The organism is Microbacterium sp. PRF11 (genome assembly GCF_031844085.1).
Classification (GTDB): domain Bacteria; phylum Actinomycetota; class Actinomycetes; order Actinomycetales; family Microbacteriaceae; genus Microbacterium.
Genome location: NZ_JAUZUP010000001.1, coordinates 14,376 through 28,593 on the forward strand (window position 1 = coordinate 14,376; position 14,218 = coordinate 28,593).

Sequence of the window (14,218 nt, forward strand, 5' to 3'; positions counted from 1 at the left end):
ACCGCAAAAGGAGCGACACCATGACCAGCGGACCCACCGACACCGGCGAGATCACCCGCCGTCCCGGCACCGAGACCGCCGTCCTCGCGGGCGGCTGCTTCTGGGGCGTCGAGGACCTCATCCGCCGGCAGCCGGGCGTGCTCGACACGCGCGTCGGCTACACCGGCGGTCAGAACGACCACGCCACCTACCGCAACCACCCCGGTCACGCGGAGGCCGTCGAGATCGTCTTCGACCCCACGCAGACCTCGTACCGCGACATCCTCGCGTTCTTCTTCCAGATCCACGACCCGTCGACCCTGAACCGCCAGGGCAACGACGTCGGCACGAGCTACCGCTCGGCGATCTTCCCCCTCTCGCCCGAGCAGGAGAAGGTCGCGCGCGACACGATCGCGGACGTCGACGCGTCGGGCATCTGGCCCGCGAAGGTCGTCACGACCATCGAGCCCGAGGCGCCGTTCTGGGAGGCCGAGCCCGAGCACCAGGACTATCTCGTGCGCATCCCCAACGGGTACACGTGTCACTTCGTGCGCCCCGGTTGGGTGCTGCCCAAGCGCGAGGAAGCCTCCGCGTAAGTCGAGAACGAGGGCCCGGATGCCATGGCATCCGGGCCCTCGTGGTGTCAGGCGACCACGGGACTGCGTCTTTCGATCAGTACGGTGTCGCGCCAGACACCCTCCGCGTCGCGGGCGATGCGCTCACGCACACCGACGGTACGGAACCCGTGGCGCGCGTGCAGCGCGAGCGAGGCGTGGTTGTCGGCGAAGATCGACGATTGGATCGTCCAGAGGCCGTCGCTCTCCGTCGAGGCGATGAGGGCCTCGACCAGCAGGTGACCGATCCCGCGGCCGCGGGCGTCGGCCCCGACGTAGACCGAGTGCTCCACGACTCCGCGGTAGACGGGCCGCATCGACACGGGTGACACCGCCGCCCAACCGTCCACTCGCTCGTCGACGACCGCGACGTAGCGGTGCGCGGCGAGCCGTCCCGCATCGAACTCGTCCCAGGTCGCCGGGGGCACCGTCTCGAATGTGGCGTGACCGGTCGCGATGCCCTCCGCGTAGATGCGACGAACCTCGATCCAGTCCGTCTCGGCGAGCGGACGCAGCACGGCGCTCACGCGCAGCAGGACCCCGCGTCAGTCGTGCAGACACCCGTCTCGGGCAGCACGAGATCGACCTGCCGCGCCGCCCTCCGATCGCCCGCGAGTTCCGCGGCGATCGAGCGCACCTGCTCGTACCCGGTGAGCAGCAGGAAGGTGGGTGCTCGACCGTAGGACTTCATGCCCGCGAGGTAGAAGTCGGGCTCGGGGTGCGTGAGCTCGGCGACACCGTGCGGCGGCACCGAACCGCACGAGTGGAGGTTCGGGTCGATCAACGGAGCGAGGGCCCGCGGCGCCTCGACGATCTCATCGAGCCCGAGGCGGATCTCGCGCAGCATCGACAGGTCCGGGCGGAAGCCGGTGGCGTTGACCACCACGTCGACCTCGAGGGCGAACGGTTCCCCTCCGCGTCGGCCGCTGACGTGAACGCCGTCGGTGGAGAGCCGCACGTCATCGATCTCGAACGCAGCAATCTGCTTCACACGGCCGTCGGCCACCAGGCGGTGGACCGCCGCGCCGAGGCGTCCGCGCGCGGCGAGGTCATCGGCCGCATCAGCGGCCAGGCGCGCAGTGCCGTCGTTGCGAACGGCCCACGCGATGTGCGTCGACGGTTCCTCCTCGGCGAGCGCGGCGAGGGCCATCAGGGCGTTCGCCGCCGAGTGACCCGCACCGACGACGAGCACGCGTCGGCCGATGAAACGGTCGCGGTCGCGCCCGCGCACGTCGGGGAGAGCCGTCGTCACGCGGTCGCCGAGGTCGCCGTGGGCGAGACCCGACGACAGCAGGGACCGCGGCGAGCTCGTGGTGCCCGAGGTGTCGATGACGGCGCGAGCCGAGGCAGTCGTCACGCCCTCGGCCGTGCGCAGTCGCAGCACGAACGGCGCTGCTGCCCGGCCGATCGACCGCGTGCGGTCCATGCCTTGGCGCGAGACGGCCTCGACGCGCGTACCGTACCGGATGACGGATGCGAGGGCGGCGGTGCGCGCGAGGGGCTCGAGGTAGCGGTCGATCAGCTCGTGGCCCGTGGGCAGGCCCTCGGCATCCGGAGCCGTCCACCCCTCGGCCTCGAGCAGACGCCCCGCGGCGGCGTCGACGACGTATCGCCACGGCGAGAACAGCCGCGTGTGGCCCCAGGCGTGCACGGCCGCGCCGGCGACGGCGCCCGCCTCGAAGACGACGACCCGCAGCCCGCGTTCCATCAGATGCGCAGCGGCGGCGAGGCCGACGGGACCGGCACCGATGACGGCGACGGGAAGACCCGTGCGACGGTCGGCCCCGGGCCGCGGCGGAACCGTGAGCGTCATGCTCACGCGTCGACCCCCAGCTCGCGCAGCAGCATGATGACGCGCGCCTTTATGTCGTCGCGGATCGGGCGCACCTCGTCGAGCCCCCTGCCCGCGGGATCGGTCAGTTCCCAATCCTCGTACCGCTTGCCCGGGAAGATCGGGCACGCGTCGCCGCAGCCCATCGTGATGACCGCGTCGGACGCGCGTACGTCCTCGGTGAGCAGAAGCTGGGGGACCTCGGCGCTGATGTCGATGCCCTCCTCCGCCATGGCGGCGACGGCCATGGCGTTCAGGGCGTCACCCGGAGCGCTCCCGCCCGACAGCACGTGGACGCGGTCGCCTCCCAGGGCTCGTGCGTATCCGGCGGCCATCTGGGAGCGACCGGCGTTGTGGACGCAGACGAAAAGGATCGTGGCGGTGGCGGACATGAGGGTTCCTTCGGGTCGGGACGAACGGGAACAGCATGACTCAACACATCGACATCCGTCAATATTGACGTTCATCGATGCGAAGGCGATGATGGATGCCATGACCCCTGGAACCGCCCTCCCCGTGCTCGACGCTGCCTGCTGCGTCTCCTCGGGTGACGCCGCGATGGCGCCGGCTGAGGCGGAGACGCTCGCGAGGACGCTGAAGGCGCTCGCCGATCCCGCTCGCCTGCGGATCGTGTCGATCATCGCCGCCCAGGACGCCGGCGCCACGTGCGCGTGCGACCTGCAGGAGCCTCTCGGCCTGTCGCAACCGACGGTGTCGCACCACACGAAGGTGCTGGTGGATGCCGGCATCCTCAACCGCGAGAAGCGCGGCACCTGGGCCTACTTCTCGCTCGTGCCCGGAGCGCTCGACCGCGTCGCGGCGGCGATCGCGCCGCTTCGCTGACCCCCGCAACCCCGGGCGCCTCGGCTGTCCTGCTGCTTAGGCTCGCTGCATGAGCGAGTACGACGTCGTCGTGGTGGGAGCAGGACTCGCGGGACTGCGCGCCGCGACCCGGCTGGCCGAAGACGGACGCGACGTTGTCGTCCTCGAGGCGCACGACGCGGTCGGCGGGCGCGAACGCACCGACATCGTCGACGGGTTCCGCCTCGACCTCGGCTTCCACGTGCTCAATCCCGCCTACCCCGCCGTGCGGCGCTGGGTCGACGTCGACGCCCTCGCGCTACGACGCTTCCCGGTGGCGGTCGGCGTGCGGCTCGAGGACCGGCTCGCGCGCCTCGCGCACCCGCTGCGCCACCCCGGCTCGATCGGCGAGACGGTGCGCAGCGGCCTCGTTCGTCCGTCGGATCTCGCCGCGCTCGCTCGCTGGGTCGGCCCCGCGCTCCTGTCTGCTCGGGCCGCGAAGAGGGGCGGCGTCGCGCTGGAGGAAGGCTGGGATCGCGCCGGTCTGCGCGGCCCTCTGCGTGAGGCGGTGCTCGAGCCGTTCTTGTCGGGGGTCATCGCCGACGACCGGCAGGAGACGAGCGACGCCTTCGTGCGCCTGCTCGTGCGCAGCTTCGCCCTCGGGCGACCGGGGGTCCCCGCCGCCGGCATCGGTGCGCTCCCCGCCCAGCTCGCCGACACCGCGCGCCGCGCGGGAGCCGGCATCCGCCTCGGTCACCGGGTGGTGTCGAGCCGTCGCCGGGCCCGCGGCTGGCACCTCGGCGTGGAGGGGCGGGAGGCGGTGACCGCGCGGACGATCGTCGTCACCACGGGGCTCGATCCCGCACTCGACATTCCCCTCCCGCGCCCGCGCGGCCTGCAGACGTGGTGGTTCGCCGCCGACGAGGCACCCTCTCCCGACGCGGCTCTGCGCGTGGACGGGCGCCGGAGCGGGCCGATCGCCAACACGGCCGTCATGACGAACACGGCCCCGACCTACGCCCCGCGCGGGCAGCACCTCATCCAGGCCACGTGCGTGATGCCCACGGAGGCGTCGGAGGCCGGCATCCGTCGACAACTCGCCGAGATCTGGGATGCCGACACCCGGCCGTGGCGCCTGTTGCGTCGCGATGACATCGCCGCGGCCCTCCCCGCGCAGGACCCGCCGCTGCGTCTTCGTCGCCCCGTCCGTCTGGATGACGGCCGATACGTCGCGGGCGATCACCGCGACACCGCATCGATCCAGGGCGCCCTCGTCTCGGGGCAGCGGGCGGCGGAGGCGGTGCTGGCCGACCTGGCGCGATGAGCGGCGCTACCCCCGCGCCGCCAACGCCGTCAGCGCCTCGCCGGTGACCCGTCGCGTGGTCCACTCCTCCATCGCCTCGGCACCGAGCGCGCGGTAGAAACCGATCGCGGGCTCGTTCCAGTCGAGCACGGTCCACTCCAGTCGCGGATACCCCTTGGCGAGGCACTCCGCGGCGAGCGCGGCCAGCAGGGCGACGCCGTAGCCGTTCGAGCGGTACTGCTGGTGCACGTAGAGGTCTTCGAGCCAGATGCCGTGGCGGCCGGTCCAGGTCGAGTACGTGAGGAACCAGATCGCGATGGCGCGGATCTCCCCCTCCTTCTCCACGACGAAGGCGAACGCGCGCGGGTCGTCACCGAACAGCGTCCCGGCGATCATCTCGGCGGTGTTGTCGACGGCATCCGGTTCCCGCTCGTAGTCGGCGAGAGCCTGGATGCACGCGAGGATGCCTCCCTCGTCTCCCGCTCGCGCGGGGCGGAGGAGGGCGCCGTCTTGCAGGTCGGTCATGTCAGGGGCTCCCAGCTCTCGGCCGCGACGCGGCGGAAGTTGCCGCCCAGCACGGCGGCGACGTCGGTGTCGTTCCATCCTCGCGCGGCGAGCGCCGCGCCGAGCCGGACGAAGGTCTCGGGCGGCATCCACTTCAGCAGGCCCCACCGGGTGTAGCTGTCGTCGTAGAGCTCGGGCGTGCGGACGATCTCCTCGCGGAAGGTGTCCCCGTCGAACGAGAAGTCGGTGCTCACCCCCACGTGGTCGATGCCGACGACGTCGACGGCGTGGTCGAGATGGCGGACCATCGCCTCGAGCGTCGGGGTGTTGGGCCCGAGGAAGATGCCCACGCCCGTGATGCCCACCACGCCGCCGGTCTCGGCCGCCGCGCGCGCCTGATCGTCCGTGATGTTGCGGGGGTGCTCCCACACGGCGCGCATGTTCGAGTGGCTGAACACCACGGGCCGGGTCGACACCGCGCACATGTCGAGCGTCGTGCGCGCACCGACGTGCGAGCCGTCGGGAACCATCCCGCGCGCGTTCAGCTCGGCGACGAGATCGCGGCCCCACCTGGTCAGTCCGTCGTCGGTCGCGTCGAGACACCCGCCGCCCGCGCGATTGGCGTGGTTGTAAACCGGGCCGAGGGTGCGCACCCCCTGCGCGACGAGGGCGGCCACGGCACCGAGGTCGCCGCCGAGCGGCCCGCTGTCTTCGAGGTCGAAGGCGACGGCGGTGTCACCCCGAGCGGCGATGCGGTCGATGTCGGTGACCGTCGCGGCCAGCTCCAGCCCGTCCGCCGCGTCGACCTGGGCGCGGAAGGACCGCAGGAGGGATGCCGTGAGCTCCGGCGTATGCGGGGAGTAACCGACGTTGACCGAGACGAAGCCTCCGCCGGCCGCGCGATAGCGCCGCAGGTCGCCGAGGTCGGCGGTCTCGACGAGCTCGACGCAGGCGTGCTGGTCCCAGAGCACGTCAGGCCCCGGCGCGCGCGGCGAGCGCGGGATCGAGCGCCTCACGACCGTCGAACACGAAGCAGTCGCCGCTCCAGTGCGCCCCGCCCTGCGCCTCGAACCAGCCGAGGATCCCGCCGTCGAGCTGGTACGCGTCGACGCCCTGCGCGCGCAGGTGCAGCGCCGCCTTCTCACAGCGGATCCCACCCGTGCAGAAGCTCACCACCGTCTTGCCCTCGAGCTCGTCGCGGTGGGAGTCCGCGGCATCCGGGAATTGCGTGAACCTCTCGATCCGCCAATCCCTCGCGCCGACGAACGTGCCGTAGTCGACCTCGAACGCGTTGCGGGTATCGACGAGCACCACCTCGCGGCCGTCGTCGTCGGCTCCCCGGTCGAGCCAGCGGCGGAGCGTATCGGGGCTGACCGCGGGGGCTCGGCCGTCCTGCGGGCGCACGGCCGGGCGGTCCATGCGGATGATCTCGCTCTTGACCTTGACGAGGAGTCTGCCGAAGGGCACCTCGTCCGACCAGCTCTCCTTAGCCGCGAGCGCGCGGAACCGCTCGTCCACGCGCAGCTCGTCGAGGAAGTCGCGCACGGCGGTAGCCTCCCCGGCCAGGAACAGGTTGACGCCCTCCTCGGCCAGCAGGATCGTCCCGCGCAGCCCCGCCTCGCTCGCACGCTCGCGCAGGACCGGCCGCAGGGACGCGGGGTCGTCGATGCGCGTGAACAGGTACGCCGAGACGTTGAGGACGGATGCCATGGCATCCACGATACGAAAGCCCTGCGCTGTCGACCGACGGCGCAGGCGTCAAGCCGGGAAACGTTCGCCGCCCATCGCCTAGCGTGGGAGGACTCGTCCTCGGGAGGAAGCGTGCCCCAAGGCCCCGCGATGCCGGCCGTCACCGTCTCCGTCGTCATCCCCTGCCGCGACGACGGCGCCCACCTGCAGCGGTGCCTGCAGGCGCTCTCGGTGCAGACGCTCGCTCCGACCGAGATCGTCGTCGTCGACAACGCCTCGGCCGACGACAGCGCAGCGGTCGCCCGGGCGGCCAGCGCGCGCGTGGTGTTCTGCGGCGAGCGCGGCATCCCCGCCGCGGCGGCCGCGGGCTACGACGCCGCGCGCGGCGACCTCGTCCTCCGCCTCGACGCCGACAGCCTTCCATCGCCGACGTGGGTGCAGAGCATGGTCGAGGCGCTGGAGGACCCGGACGTGGATGCCGTGACCGGCGGCGCCGTGTTCCATGACGGCCCCGCGGGTCGGCGCGTGGCGATGGCCCGGCTGTTCCTCGGCACCTACGCCGCCTTCGCCACCCCGGCGCTCGGGCACACGCCGCTGTGGGGATCGAACATGGCGTTCCGCCGGCGCGCGTGGGAGGACGTCCGCGGCGAGGTGCACCTCGATCCCGAGCTCCACGACGACCTCGATCTCGCCTACCACCTCGGCCGGCGGCATCGCATCGCCCGGGTGTCGGGCGCGCACATGCGCGTCTCCTCACGGACGGTCGAGCCGCGCCGGTTCGCGCGATGCTTCCGCCGCGGCGCGGGCACGGTGTTCGCGCACTGGCCGGCGGACATCCCCCCGGCGCGGTGGGTGCGTCGGGGTCTGCGGGGGCGCTCATGACCGGCATCCTGTTCCCGGACGTCGAGCCGCCCGAGCTGCACGTGATGAGCTTCAACATCCGCCGCCGCTTCGACCGGATCACGTGGCCGCCCGCCGACCGGTGGCCGATGCGCAAGGAGCGGCTGCGCACGTTCCTCTCCGCCAACAAGCCGCACCTGCTGGGCACGCAGGAGGCGATGCCCGACCAGGCGCAGTGGGTGCAGAGCTCGCTCGGCTCGGACTACGGGCGGATCGGCCTCGGGCGCGGACCCCGCCGCGACGGCGAGGGTACTCCGCTCTTCTACGACCGGGACCGGATCGAGGTCGAGGACTGGGAGCAGGTCGCCCTCTCCGACACCCCCGAGGTCCCCGGCTCGACGGGGTGGGGCAACACCATTCCGCGCATCGCGGTCATCGCGCAGCTGCGCGATCTCGCCACGGACGCGCGGTTCACCTTCGTGAATACGCACTTCGACGCGTTCTCGCGCCGCGCCCGCCGCCGATCCGCGTCCTGGCTGCACGATCTCGTCGCCCGGCGCGAACGGCCCCTGCTGTTCACGGCCGACGTCAACGCGCACGTGCGCTCCGGCGAGCTGTCGGCCATGTTCGCGGACGGACTGCTGGTCGACACGTGGTCGTACGCCCCCGCCCGCCGCACCGCCGAGTGGGGCACCTTCAACAACTACGCCGCACCCAAGGTCGGCGCCCGACGCATCGACGCCCTGCTCGCGACCCCCGACGTGGGGGTGAGAGCCGTGGGCATCGACCCGCGCCCGACCGGGACGCAGTGGCCGAGCGACCACCTGCCCGTGCAGGCCGTGATGCGCATCCACCCGAAGGTGTCGCCATGATCGGCGCGATGTACGCCAACCTCAAGCGGCCGCCGCGCGGTGCGACCGACTGGCTGGCCGATGCCGTGCGGGCCGTGGCCATCGTCGTGGTGATCGTGTCGCTGTTCGCCCTGCCGTTCACCGATGTCGCCGTGCTGTCGATGTCGCTGCCCGCGGTGATGCTCTCGCGCATGATCGGGCTGCGCTCGGGCCTCGACCTCGTCACCTGCGTGACCGTGTTCGTGGCCGCGGGCAGCAACGTGATCGACCTGTACCGCGCGTGGACGGGGTGGGACCTCGTGGTGCACCTGGTCTGCACCGGGGTGCTCGCCGCCGTCGCACTCGTGCTCCTCGACGACGCGCGCGTCATCGAGCCGACGCGCTGCCGCCGCACGCCGATCATCGTCGCCACCATGGCGGGGCTCGCGCTCAGCGCCGTATGGGAGATGGTCGAGTGGTTCGGCTACCGCTTCATCACCGACGCGATCTTCGTCACCTACGACGACACCATCGGCGACATGATCGCGGGCGGCGCGGGCGCGCTGATCGCCGGGGTCCTGGCATCCCGCTTCTCGCTGACGCGCGCGGACCGCGCGGCGCTGTAGCCGGTCACGGCGCTGGAGTACCCGGTGGCGGGCGCTGCGCTGACGCAGCGGGCGGCGTCGCGCGGTTGCGAGACGGCGCCTCGGTCGTGGCTCCGCCTCACCGGCACGCGGTCCCTCGCCCGGCCGGAGCCGACGCACGGCGTGCCGACGACCGGCCGGAGCCGGCGACACCCGCAACACGGATGCCGCCGGCCCGCTCACGCTGTGATCAGACGCGCCCCGCCACGTCGCGCCCGACGAGGTCGCCGTCGGGGTTCGGCTCGCTGAGCTGCTCGCCGGGCGCCGTGGTGCCCTCGAGCGGCGGGAGCCCGGCCTCGACGCGGGAGCCGATCTCGGCGTCCACGTTCTTCCAGTACTGCACGGCACGATCGCGCACGTCGGCGCGCGTCACTCCCCCGACGTGCCCGGTGATCGTCTCGACGAGACGGTCGCGCTCCTCGGCCGACATGACCTCGCGCACGAGCGCTCCGGCCTGACCCCAATCGTCGTCCTCGGGGTGCAGGGTCGCCGCCGAGCGCACGAGCTCGCCGTCGCTGTGCCATCCGCCGTCGCCCGCGCGACGCGGGTCGGCCGCGGGGCCGCCGATCGAGTTCGGGGCGTACACCGGCACCTCCGGCGGGTTGTACTCGTAGCGCATCGCGCCTTCCTTCGAGTACGAGTGCACCTCGGAGTGCGGGCGGTTCACCGGCAGCTGCTGGTAGTTCGTCCCCACGCGGTAACGGTGGGCGTCGGCGTAGCTGAAGATGCGGGCCTGCAGCATCTTGTCGGGGCTGCCGTCGATCCCGGGAACGAAGTTCGACGGCTCGAAGGCCGCCTGCTCGATCTCGGCGAAGTAGTTGCCCGGGTTGCGGTTGAGCTCCATCGTGCCGACCTCGATCTCGGGGTAGTCGCTGTGCGGCCACACCTTCGTCAGATCGAACGGGTTGAAGCGGTAGGTCTTGGCGTCCTCGTACGGCATGATCTGGACCTTGAGCGTCCAGGTGGGGAACTCGCCCCGCTCGATCGCCGCGTACAGGTCGCGGATGTGGAAGTCGGCGTCCTGACCGGCGATCTGGTCGGCCTCGTCCTGCGTGAGGGTCTTGTGACCGAGGTCGGTGTGGAAGTGATACTTGACCCAGAACCGCTCGCCCTCGGCGTTGATCCACTGGTACGTGTGCGAGCCGTACCCGTTCATGTGGCGCCAGGACGCCGGGATGCCGCGGTCACCCATGAGCCAGGTGACCTGGTGGGCGCTCTCGGGCGACAGCGTCCAGAAGTCCCACTGCATCGTGTTGTCGCGCAGGTGGCTGCCCGGGAGGCGCTTCTGCGAGCGGATGAAGTCGGGGAATTTGATGCCGTCCTTCACGAAGAAGACGGGGGTGTTGTTGCCGACGAGGTCGTAGTTGCCCTCGGTCGTGTAGAACTTCAGCGAGAAGCCCCGGGGGTCGCGCCACGTGTCGGGGCTGCCCTGCTCGCCCGCGACGGACGAGAAGCGTGCGAGCATCTCGGTCTCGACGCCCGGCTGGAATAGTGCCGCCCGCGTGTACGCCGACACGTCGCCCGTGGTACGGAACGTGCCGAACGCGCCGCCGCCCTTGGCGTGCACGACGCGCTCGGGGACGCGCTCGCGGTTGAACTGCGCGAGCTTCTCGATGAGGTAATGATCGGTGAGCGCGATGGAGCCGTCGGCCCCGACGCTCTGGGAATGCTCGTCGCTGGCGACGGGTGCTCCGCCGTTCGTGGTGGTCGGCTCGGTCATGGCTCTCCTCACGTCGTGGGCCGGGAAACGAAAGGCCCACTTCGACGCTAGGCGGGGGCTCCGACATCGCGGAGGCATTGCGCTTTCGGTCTCGACCACGTAGGCCCCCGACCGTGTCAATCCCCCGGAGCGTCCCGCCGGGCCTCGACAGCATGGCGGGACCAACGAGAGGAACGAACATGTCGAAGGATCTGTCGAAGGGCGACCGCGTCAGCTGGGACACCCCGCAGGGCAAGACCCAGGGCGAGGTCGTGGAGAAGAAGCCGAAGGACTTCCAGCACGACGGGCAGAAGTTCACGGCATCCGAGGACGACCCGGCCTACATCGTGAAGTCGGAGAAGTCGGGCTCGAAGGCCGCCCACAAGGGTTCGGCGCTGAACAAGCTGAAGAGCTGAGACCCGGGACGCTTCGACAGGCTCAGCGGCCGCTCACGCAGAGGTCCCTGAGCCTGTCGAAGGGACCGGGCGTCACACGCCCCCGGTGGCTTCGACAGGCTCAGCCACCTCAGCCCCGAGGCTCGGCGCTACTTCTTCGCGTCGCGCCGCTTGCGCATCTGCGCGAGCGCCAGCCCCAGGCGGTGGTTGCCGGCCAGCACGTCCTCGTTCCGCTCGAGGAACTCCCAGTACGCGTCCGTGAAGACCGAGTCTTTGGCATCCTGAGCCGAGGGCCACCACGACCCCATCTTCTGCAGATACGCCCCTCCCGAGACATAGGGCTTGGTCGCGACGAAGCCGCCGTCGGCGAACTGGCTCATGCCCATGACATTCGGCACCATCACCCAGTCATAGGCGTCGACGAACAGCGCGAGGAACCACGCGTTCACCTGCCGCGGCGCGTATCCCTGCAGCAGGAACCAGTTGCCCAGCACCATGAGCCGCTCGATGTGGTGCGCGTAGCCCCAGCGGTGGACGCGCTCCAGCACGGTGCGCACGGGGATCGGCAGGTCGCTCGGCATCCGCTCCCCCGAGTACCAGTACTTCTGGATGCGCTTGTCGAGATGCAGCGCGTTGACGTGCTCGAGCTTCGGGTGCGCGCGGTACATGCCGCGCATGTACTCCCGCCAGCCGATCACCTGGCGGATGAACCCCTCGACGGATGCCAGGGGCGCATCGGTGCGGGTGGCTGCGGCGACCACGTCCTCCACGGTGAGCAGCCCGATGTTCAGCATCGGCGAGATGATCGCGTGGAAGAGGAACGGCTCGTCGGCCTTCATCGCGTCCTCATAGCGACCGAAATCGTGCAGACGCTCGGCGACGAAGACGTCGAGCCAGTCGCGTGATTCCTCTGGGGTCACCGGGAGCCAGAACTCCTCCGCCTTGCCCGGGTGGTCGGGGAACAGCTCGTCGACCTCGGCGATGACCGCGCGGGTGATGTCGTCGTGCTCGAGCCGCGGCAGGGGCGGGATGTCCACGCCCTTCTTCGGCAGCGGCTTGCGGTTGTCGGCGTCGAAGTTCCAGCGGCGCCCCGCGGGCTTGCCCCCGTCCATCAGGATGCCGGTGCGACGGCGCTGCCAGTGGTAGAAGTCCTCCATGAGCGGCGTCGGATGCTCCGCGAACCAGCCGTCGACGTCTTCTTCGGGGGTGAGGAACAGACCGTCCGGGAGCACATCGGTGTCGACGTCGTGCGCCTGGCAGATGCGGGCGATCCGCTCGTCGACCGGGCGGTTGGGGTCGCTCATCCACGTCAGCTCGGTCACCCGGTGCTTCGTCAGCAGCTTCTCGAGCCCGGTCCGGAAGGTCAGGTCGTCGTCGAGGGAGACGCGGCGGACGGTCCTGCCATCGGCCTCGAGGCGCGCGGCGGTGTGCCGCATCGCCGAGGTCAGCAGCACGATCTTGTGGCTGTGGTACGGGAGCTTGCGCCACCGGGGCGCCGACTCGATGAAGAAGAACTCCTCGACGTCGTCGTCGGAGAAAGCAGGGTGCTCAGCGAACTGCTGCGTCGCGAGGATCAGCGCGGCCTTCATGCGCGCCGCCTCTGCTTGGCGGCGTTCGCGCGGCACCCGCGCGAGCAGTACAGCACCTGGTCCCACTGGTCGCGCCCGCTCCAGCGCTTGCGGTCGGTGAACGGGCGTCCGCAATACGCGCAGGGCTTGGAGCGCACCTCGGGTCGTGACATGTCGTCATCGTCGCAAAGCGCCGGGGCGGCATCCGGGGGCTTGCGCTGGCACGCCGACCCGGTTCGCGCAAGGCCCGCGCGGCGCGCGGCCCCGGCGTGGTCGGGTGGCGGCATGGACACCGCACCGGACCGCACGAACGACACCGCCGACGATCCCGACGAGCTCGAGACCGCCGACGCTCCCACGATCCCCGAGACCACCGACGACGGCGACGCTCCCGTCGACAACCCGTCGGGCGGGTGAGTTCCGCCGGGCCCCGCGCTCGGGGCCCGGCGCAACGTCACCCCGGCAGGTCGAACTTCTCGTTCTCCCCGCCCTTCGGCCGGTCCCCCGTGACCTTGGAGGTCACCAGCGCGATGGCCGTCGCGAGCCGTCCACCGGCGCTCCCCCAGTACTCACCGCTCAGCGCGTTCACGCGCAGCAGCGTCACCCCCGGCGACTCGGGTCCGTCGGGGAACCACGCCTCGACGCTCGTCGACCACAGCTCCTTGAGCTTCGCGAGATCGTCGACCACCTCGGCCTCGCCGGCGAGCGAGAGCCAGGTGCTGTCGGAGCTGAACGACAGCCCGACCTTCGGGTCGCGTCGCACGTGCTCGACGGCGGAGGCGTGCGTGCCGACGATGAACCACAGGTCGCCGTCGGACTCCCGCTCCTGCACCGTCAGCGGGTGCGCATGCAGGGCGCCGTCCTCGGCGCGGGTGGTGACCATGGCGAAACGGAACTTCTTGAGCAGATCGTTGAGCGTGTCGAGCTCGGACGCGGAGGTGGACATGAGACTCCTTCGGTTGGGACCCTCAGCGAACCGCGCGCCCGGCTCCGGCGCTACGTGTTGACGTCCGCCGCACCGTCTGCTCTCTCCGGCGGCGCGAGACGGTCCAGTTCCTCGAGCGCCGCCCGGGCCCGGCCTATCCGGGCCCCCACCTCGTCGTCCCACCATCGCGGGCCCCGCTCCCCCAGGCCGTGCTTCGCGACACCCACACGTCGACGGGCCGCGGCCACCGCCTCGTCGTCATCGCCCTTCTTCGCCACGCGCACCGCGGAGCGCGCGCGGCCGAGATGAGACCGCAGGCGCGCCGCGAGGTCCTCGGGGAGGGCCGGGTCCGTCCGGCGCCATCGCCGACCGTCGATGACCAGCCAGCGCTCGTCGTCCCCAGCCTCGTCCTCGGCGGATGCCATCACCCCAGTGCACCCGTTCCCGCACGCTCGGGAAATCTCCCGGGCGTCGTCGAGTCATCCGTGCTAGCGTGGCCGTATTCGTTCTGGGACTTGCTTCATCGACGCCCGCCTCATCGTTGAGATGCCGGGCGCACGGCGCCGAGCCGTTTCCGACAGCAAACCCTCCTCACA

19 protein-coding genes are annotated in these 14,218 nt (G+C 71.2%); 8 read left to right on the forward strand and 11 right to left on the reverse strand.

Annotated elements, in window-relative coordinates; all coding sequences use genetic code 11:
- Positions 1–20 precede the first annotated feature (20 nt).
- Positions 21–575: a peptide-methionine (S)-S-oxide reductase MsrA gene (gene msrA, locus Q9R20_RS00065; RefSeq protein ID WP_058622371.1), complete on the forward strand. Its 555-nt coding sequence runs from the start codon at positions 21–23 to the stop codon at positions 573–575.
- A 47-nt stretch (positions 576–622) separates the two neighbouring features.
- Here the strand turns inward: msrA and Q9R20_RS00070 are convergent, their stop codons facing one another.
- From Q9R20_RS00070 to Q9R20_RS00080, 3 genes are read right to left on the reverse strand one after another with little or no spacing between them, the layout of a single operon-like run.
- The gene (locus Q9R20_RS00070) at positions 623–1,120 is read right to left on the reverse strand and encodes an N-acetyltransferase family protein (RefSeq protein ID WP_311247437.1); all 498 of its coding nucleotides are present in this window, start codon (positions 1,118–1,120) and stop codon (positions 623–625) included.
- A complete protein-coding gene (locus tag Q9R20_RS00075; protein ID WP_311248375.1) occupies positions 1,117–2,406 on the reverse strand; it encodes an FAD-dependent oxidoreductase in 1,290 nt (429 codons plus the stop codon). The genes Q9R20_RS00070 and Q9R20_RS00075 overlap by 4 nt, the downstream gene beginning before the upstream one ends.
- Positions 2,407–2,408: 2 nt before the next feature.
- A complete protein-coding gene (locus Q9R20_RS00080) occupies positions 2,409–2,816 on the reverse strand; it encodes a heat-shock protein HtpX (protein ID WP_311247438.1) in 408 nt (135 codons plus the stop codon).
- Positions 2,817–2,916: 100 nt separating this feature from the next.
- Here Q9R20_RS00080 and Q9R20_RS00085 point away from each other — a divergent pair, with 100 nt between their 5' ends.
- The gene (locus tag Q9R20_RS00085) at positions 2,917–3,267 is read left to right on the forward strand and encodes an ArsR/SmtB family transcription factor (protein WP_396653647.1); all 351 of its coding nucleotides are present in this window, start codon (positions 2,917–2,919) and stop codon (positions 3,265–3,267) included.
- A gap of 49 nt (positions 3,268–3,316) precedes the next feature.
- Positions 3,317–4,549, forward strand: coding sequence for an NAD(P)/FAD-dependent oxidoreductase (locus tag Q9R20_RS00090; RefSeq protein ID WP_311247439.1), 1,233 nt, complete (start codon positions 3,317–3,319; stop codon positions 4,547–4,549).
- A 6-nt stretch (positions 4,550–4,555) separates the two neighbouring features.
- On the opposite strand, the gene Q9R20_RS00095 is transcribed toward Q9R20_RS00090, so the two are convergent.
- Genes Q9R20_RS00095 through Q9R20_RS00105 form a run of 3 tightly spaced genes read right to left on the reverse strand, consistent with a single transcriptional unit; the run spans position 4,556 to position 6,742 of the window.
- A complete protein-coding gene (locus Q9R20_RS00095; RefSeq protein WP_311247441.1) occupies positions 4,556–5,053 on the reverse strand; it encodes a GNAT family N-acetyltransferase in 498 nt (165 codons plus the stop codon).
- The gene (locus Q9R20_RS00100) at positions 5,050–6,003 is read right to left on the reverse strand and encodes a membrane dipeptidase (protein ID WP_311247442.1); all 954 of its coding nucleotides are present in this window, start codon (positions 6,001–6,003) and stop codon (positions 5,050–5,052) included. The genes Q9R20_RS00095 and Q9R20_RS00100 overlap by 4 nt, the downstream gene beginning before the upstream one ends.
- 1 nt (position 6,004) lies before the next feature.
- A complete protein-coding gene (locus Q9R20_RS00105) occupies positions 6,005–6,742 on the reverse strand; it encodes a sulfurtransferase (protein WP_311247443.1) in 738 nt (245 codons plus the stop codon).
- Positions 6,743–6,853: 111 nt separating this feature from the next.
- Between Q9R20_RS00105 and Q9R20_RS00110 the strand changes: the two genes are divergently transcribed.
- The 3 genes from Q9R20_RS00110 to Q9R20_RS00120 are packed head-to-tail and all read left to right on the forward strand — an operon-like array spanning position 6,854 to position 9,017.
- Positions 6,854–7,603, forward strand: coding sequence for a glycosyltransferase family A protein (locus Q9R20_RS00110; RefSeq protein WP_311247444.1), 750 nt, complete (start codon positions 6,854–6,856; stop codon positions 7,601–7,603).
- Positions 7,600–8,433, forward strand: coding sequence for an endonuclease/exonuclease/phosphatase family protein (locus Q9R20_RS00115; protein WP_311247445.1), 834 nt, complete (start codon positions 7,600–7,602; stop codon positions 8,431–8,433). Before Q9R20_RS00110 ends, Q9R20_RS00115 begins: the two co-directional genes overlap by 4 nt.
- The gene (locus Q9R20_RS00120) at positions 8,430–9,017 is read left to right on the forward strand and encodes a hypothetical protein (protein ID WP_311247446.1); all 588 of its coding nucleotides are present in this window, start codon (positions 8,430–8,432) and stop codon (positions 9,015–9,017) included. Before Q9R20_RS00115 ends, Q9R20_RS00120 begins: the two co-directional genes overlap by 4 nt.
- Positions 9,018–9,225: 208 nt before the next feature.
- On the opposite strand, the gene Q9R20_RS00125 is transcribed toward Q9R20_RS00120, so the two are convergent.
- Positions 9,226–10,755: a catalase gene (locus Q9R20_RS00125; protein WP_311247447.1), complete on the reverse strand. Its 1,530-nt coding sequence runs from the start codon at positions 10,753–10,755 to the stop codon at positions 9,226–9,228.
- A gap of 179 nt (positions 10,756–10,934) precedes the next feature.
- On the opposite strand from Q9R20_RS00125, the gene Q9R20_RS00130 reads away from it, so the two are divergent.
- Positions 10,935–11,150, forward strand: a complete 216-nt coding sequence (locus tag Q9R20_RS00130) for a DUF2945 domain-containing protein (protein WP_311247448.1) — start codon at positions 10,935–10,937, stop codon at positions 11,148–11,150.
- Between the two features lie 128 nt (positions 11,151–11,278).
- Here the strand turns inward: Q9R20_RS00130 and Q9R20_RS00135 are convergent, their stop codons facing one another.
- A complete protein-coding gene (locus Q9R20_RS00135; protein WP_311247449.1) occupies positions 11,279–12,718 on the reverse strand; it encodes a cryptochrome/photolyase family protein in 1,440 nt (479 codons plus the stop codon).
- Positions 12,715–12,870, reverse strand: a complete 156-nt coding sequence (locus tag Q9R20_RS00140; RefSeq protein WP_150951372.1) for a DUF2256 domain-containing protein — start codon at positions 12,868–12,870, stop codon at positions 12,715–12,717. Before Q9R20_RS00140 ends, Q9R20_RS00135 begins: the two co-directional genes overlap by 4 nt.
- Positions 12,871–12,982: 112 nt before the next feature.
- Between Q9R20_RS00140 and Q9R20_RS00145 the strand changes: the two genes are divergently transcribed.
- Positions 12,983–13,114, forward strand: a complete 132-nt coding sequence (locus Q9R20_RS00145; RefSeq protein ID WP_311247450.1) for a hypothetical protein — start codon at positions 12,983–12,985, stop codon at positions 13,112–13,114.
- A 37-nt stretch (positions 13,115–13,151) separates the two neighbouring features.
- Here Q9R20_RS00145 and Q9R20_RS00150 read toward each other — a convergent pair whose 3' ends face one another.
- Positions 13,152–13,643: a pyridoxamine 5'-phosphate oxidase family protein gene (locus Q9R20_RS00150; protein WP_311247451.1), complete on the reverse strand. Its 492-nt coding sequence runs from the start codon at positions 13,641–13,643 to the stop codon at positions 13,152–13,154.
- Positions 13,644–13,693: 50 nt separating this feature from the next.
- Positions 13,694–14,047: a biopolymer transporter Tol gene (locus Q9R20_RS00155; protein ID WP_311247452.1), complete on the reverse strand. Its 354-nt coding sequence runs from the start codon at positions 14,045–14,047 to the stop codon at positions 13,694–13,696.
- Positions 14,048–14,218: the final 171 nt, after the last annotated feature.

Bases quoted from the DNA above. Each gene is read 5' to 3' on its own strand.
- msrA (WP_058622371.1), top strand. From the start codon at position 21: ATGACCAGCGGACCCACCGACACCGGCGAGATCACCCGCCGTCCCGGC.
- Q9R20_RS00135 (WP_311247449.1), bottom strand. From the start codon at position 12,718: ATGAAGGCCGCGCTGATCCTCGCGACGCAGCAGTTCGCTGAGCACCCT.
- Q9R20_RS00085 (WP_396653647.1), top strand. From the start codon at position 2,917: ATGACCCCTGGAACCGCCCTCCCCGTGCTCGACGCTGCCTGCTGCGTC.
- Q9R20_RS00115 (WP_311247445.1), top strand. From the start codon at position 7,600: ATGACCGGCATCCTGTTCCCGGACGTCGAGCCGCCCGAGCTGCACGTG.
- Q9R20_RS00105 (WP_311247443.1), bottom strand. From the start codon at position 6,742: ATGGCATCCGTCCTCAACGTCTCGGCGTACCTGTTCACGCGCATCGAC.
- Q9R20_RS00130 (WP_311247448.1), top strand. From the start codon at position 10,935: ATGTCGAAGGATCTGTCGAAGGGCGACCGCGTCAGCTGGGACACCCCG.
- Q9R20_RS00080 (WP_311247438.1), bottom strand. From the start codon at position 2,816: ATGTCCGCCACCGCCACGATCCTTTTCGTCTGCGTCCACAACGCCGGT.
- Q9R20_RS00150 (WP_311247451.1), bottom strand. From the start codon at position 13,643: ATGTCCACCTCCGCGTCCGAGCTCGACACGCTCAACGATCTGCTCAAG.
- Q9R20_RS00140 (WP_150951372.1), bottom strand. From the start codon at position 12,870: ATGTCACGACCCGAGGTGCGCTCCAAGCCCTGCGCGTATTGCGGACGC.
- Q9R20_RS00075 (WP_311248375.1), bottom strand. From the start codon at position 2,406: ATGACGCTCACGGTTCCGCCGCGGCCCGGGGCCGACCGTCGCACGGGT.
- Q9R20_RS00125 (WP_311247447.1), bottom strand. From the start codon at position 10,755: ATGACCGAGCCGACCACCACGAACGGCGGAGCACCCGTCGCCAGCGAC.
- Q9R20_RS00095 (WP_311247441.1), bottom strand. From the start codon at position 5,053: ATGACCGACCTGCAAGACGGCGCCCTCCTCCGCCCCGCGCGAGCGGGA.
- Q9R20_RS00155 (WP_311247452.1), bottom strand. From the start codon at position 14,047: ATGGCATCCGCCGAGGACGAGGCTGGGGACGACGAGCGCTGGCTGGTC.
- Q9R20_RS00090 (WP_311247439.1), top strand. From the start codon at position 3,317: ATGAGCGAGTACGACGTCGTCGTGGTGGGAGCAGGACTCGCGGGACTG.
- Q9R20_RS00120 (WP_311247446.1), top strand. From the start codon at position 8,430: ATGATCGGCGCGATGTACGCCAACCTCAAGCGGCCGCCGCGCGGTGCG.
- Q9R20_RS00145 (WP_311247450.1), top strand. From the start codon at position 12,983: ATGGACACCGCACCGGACCGCACGAACGACACCGCCGACGATCCCGAC.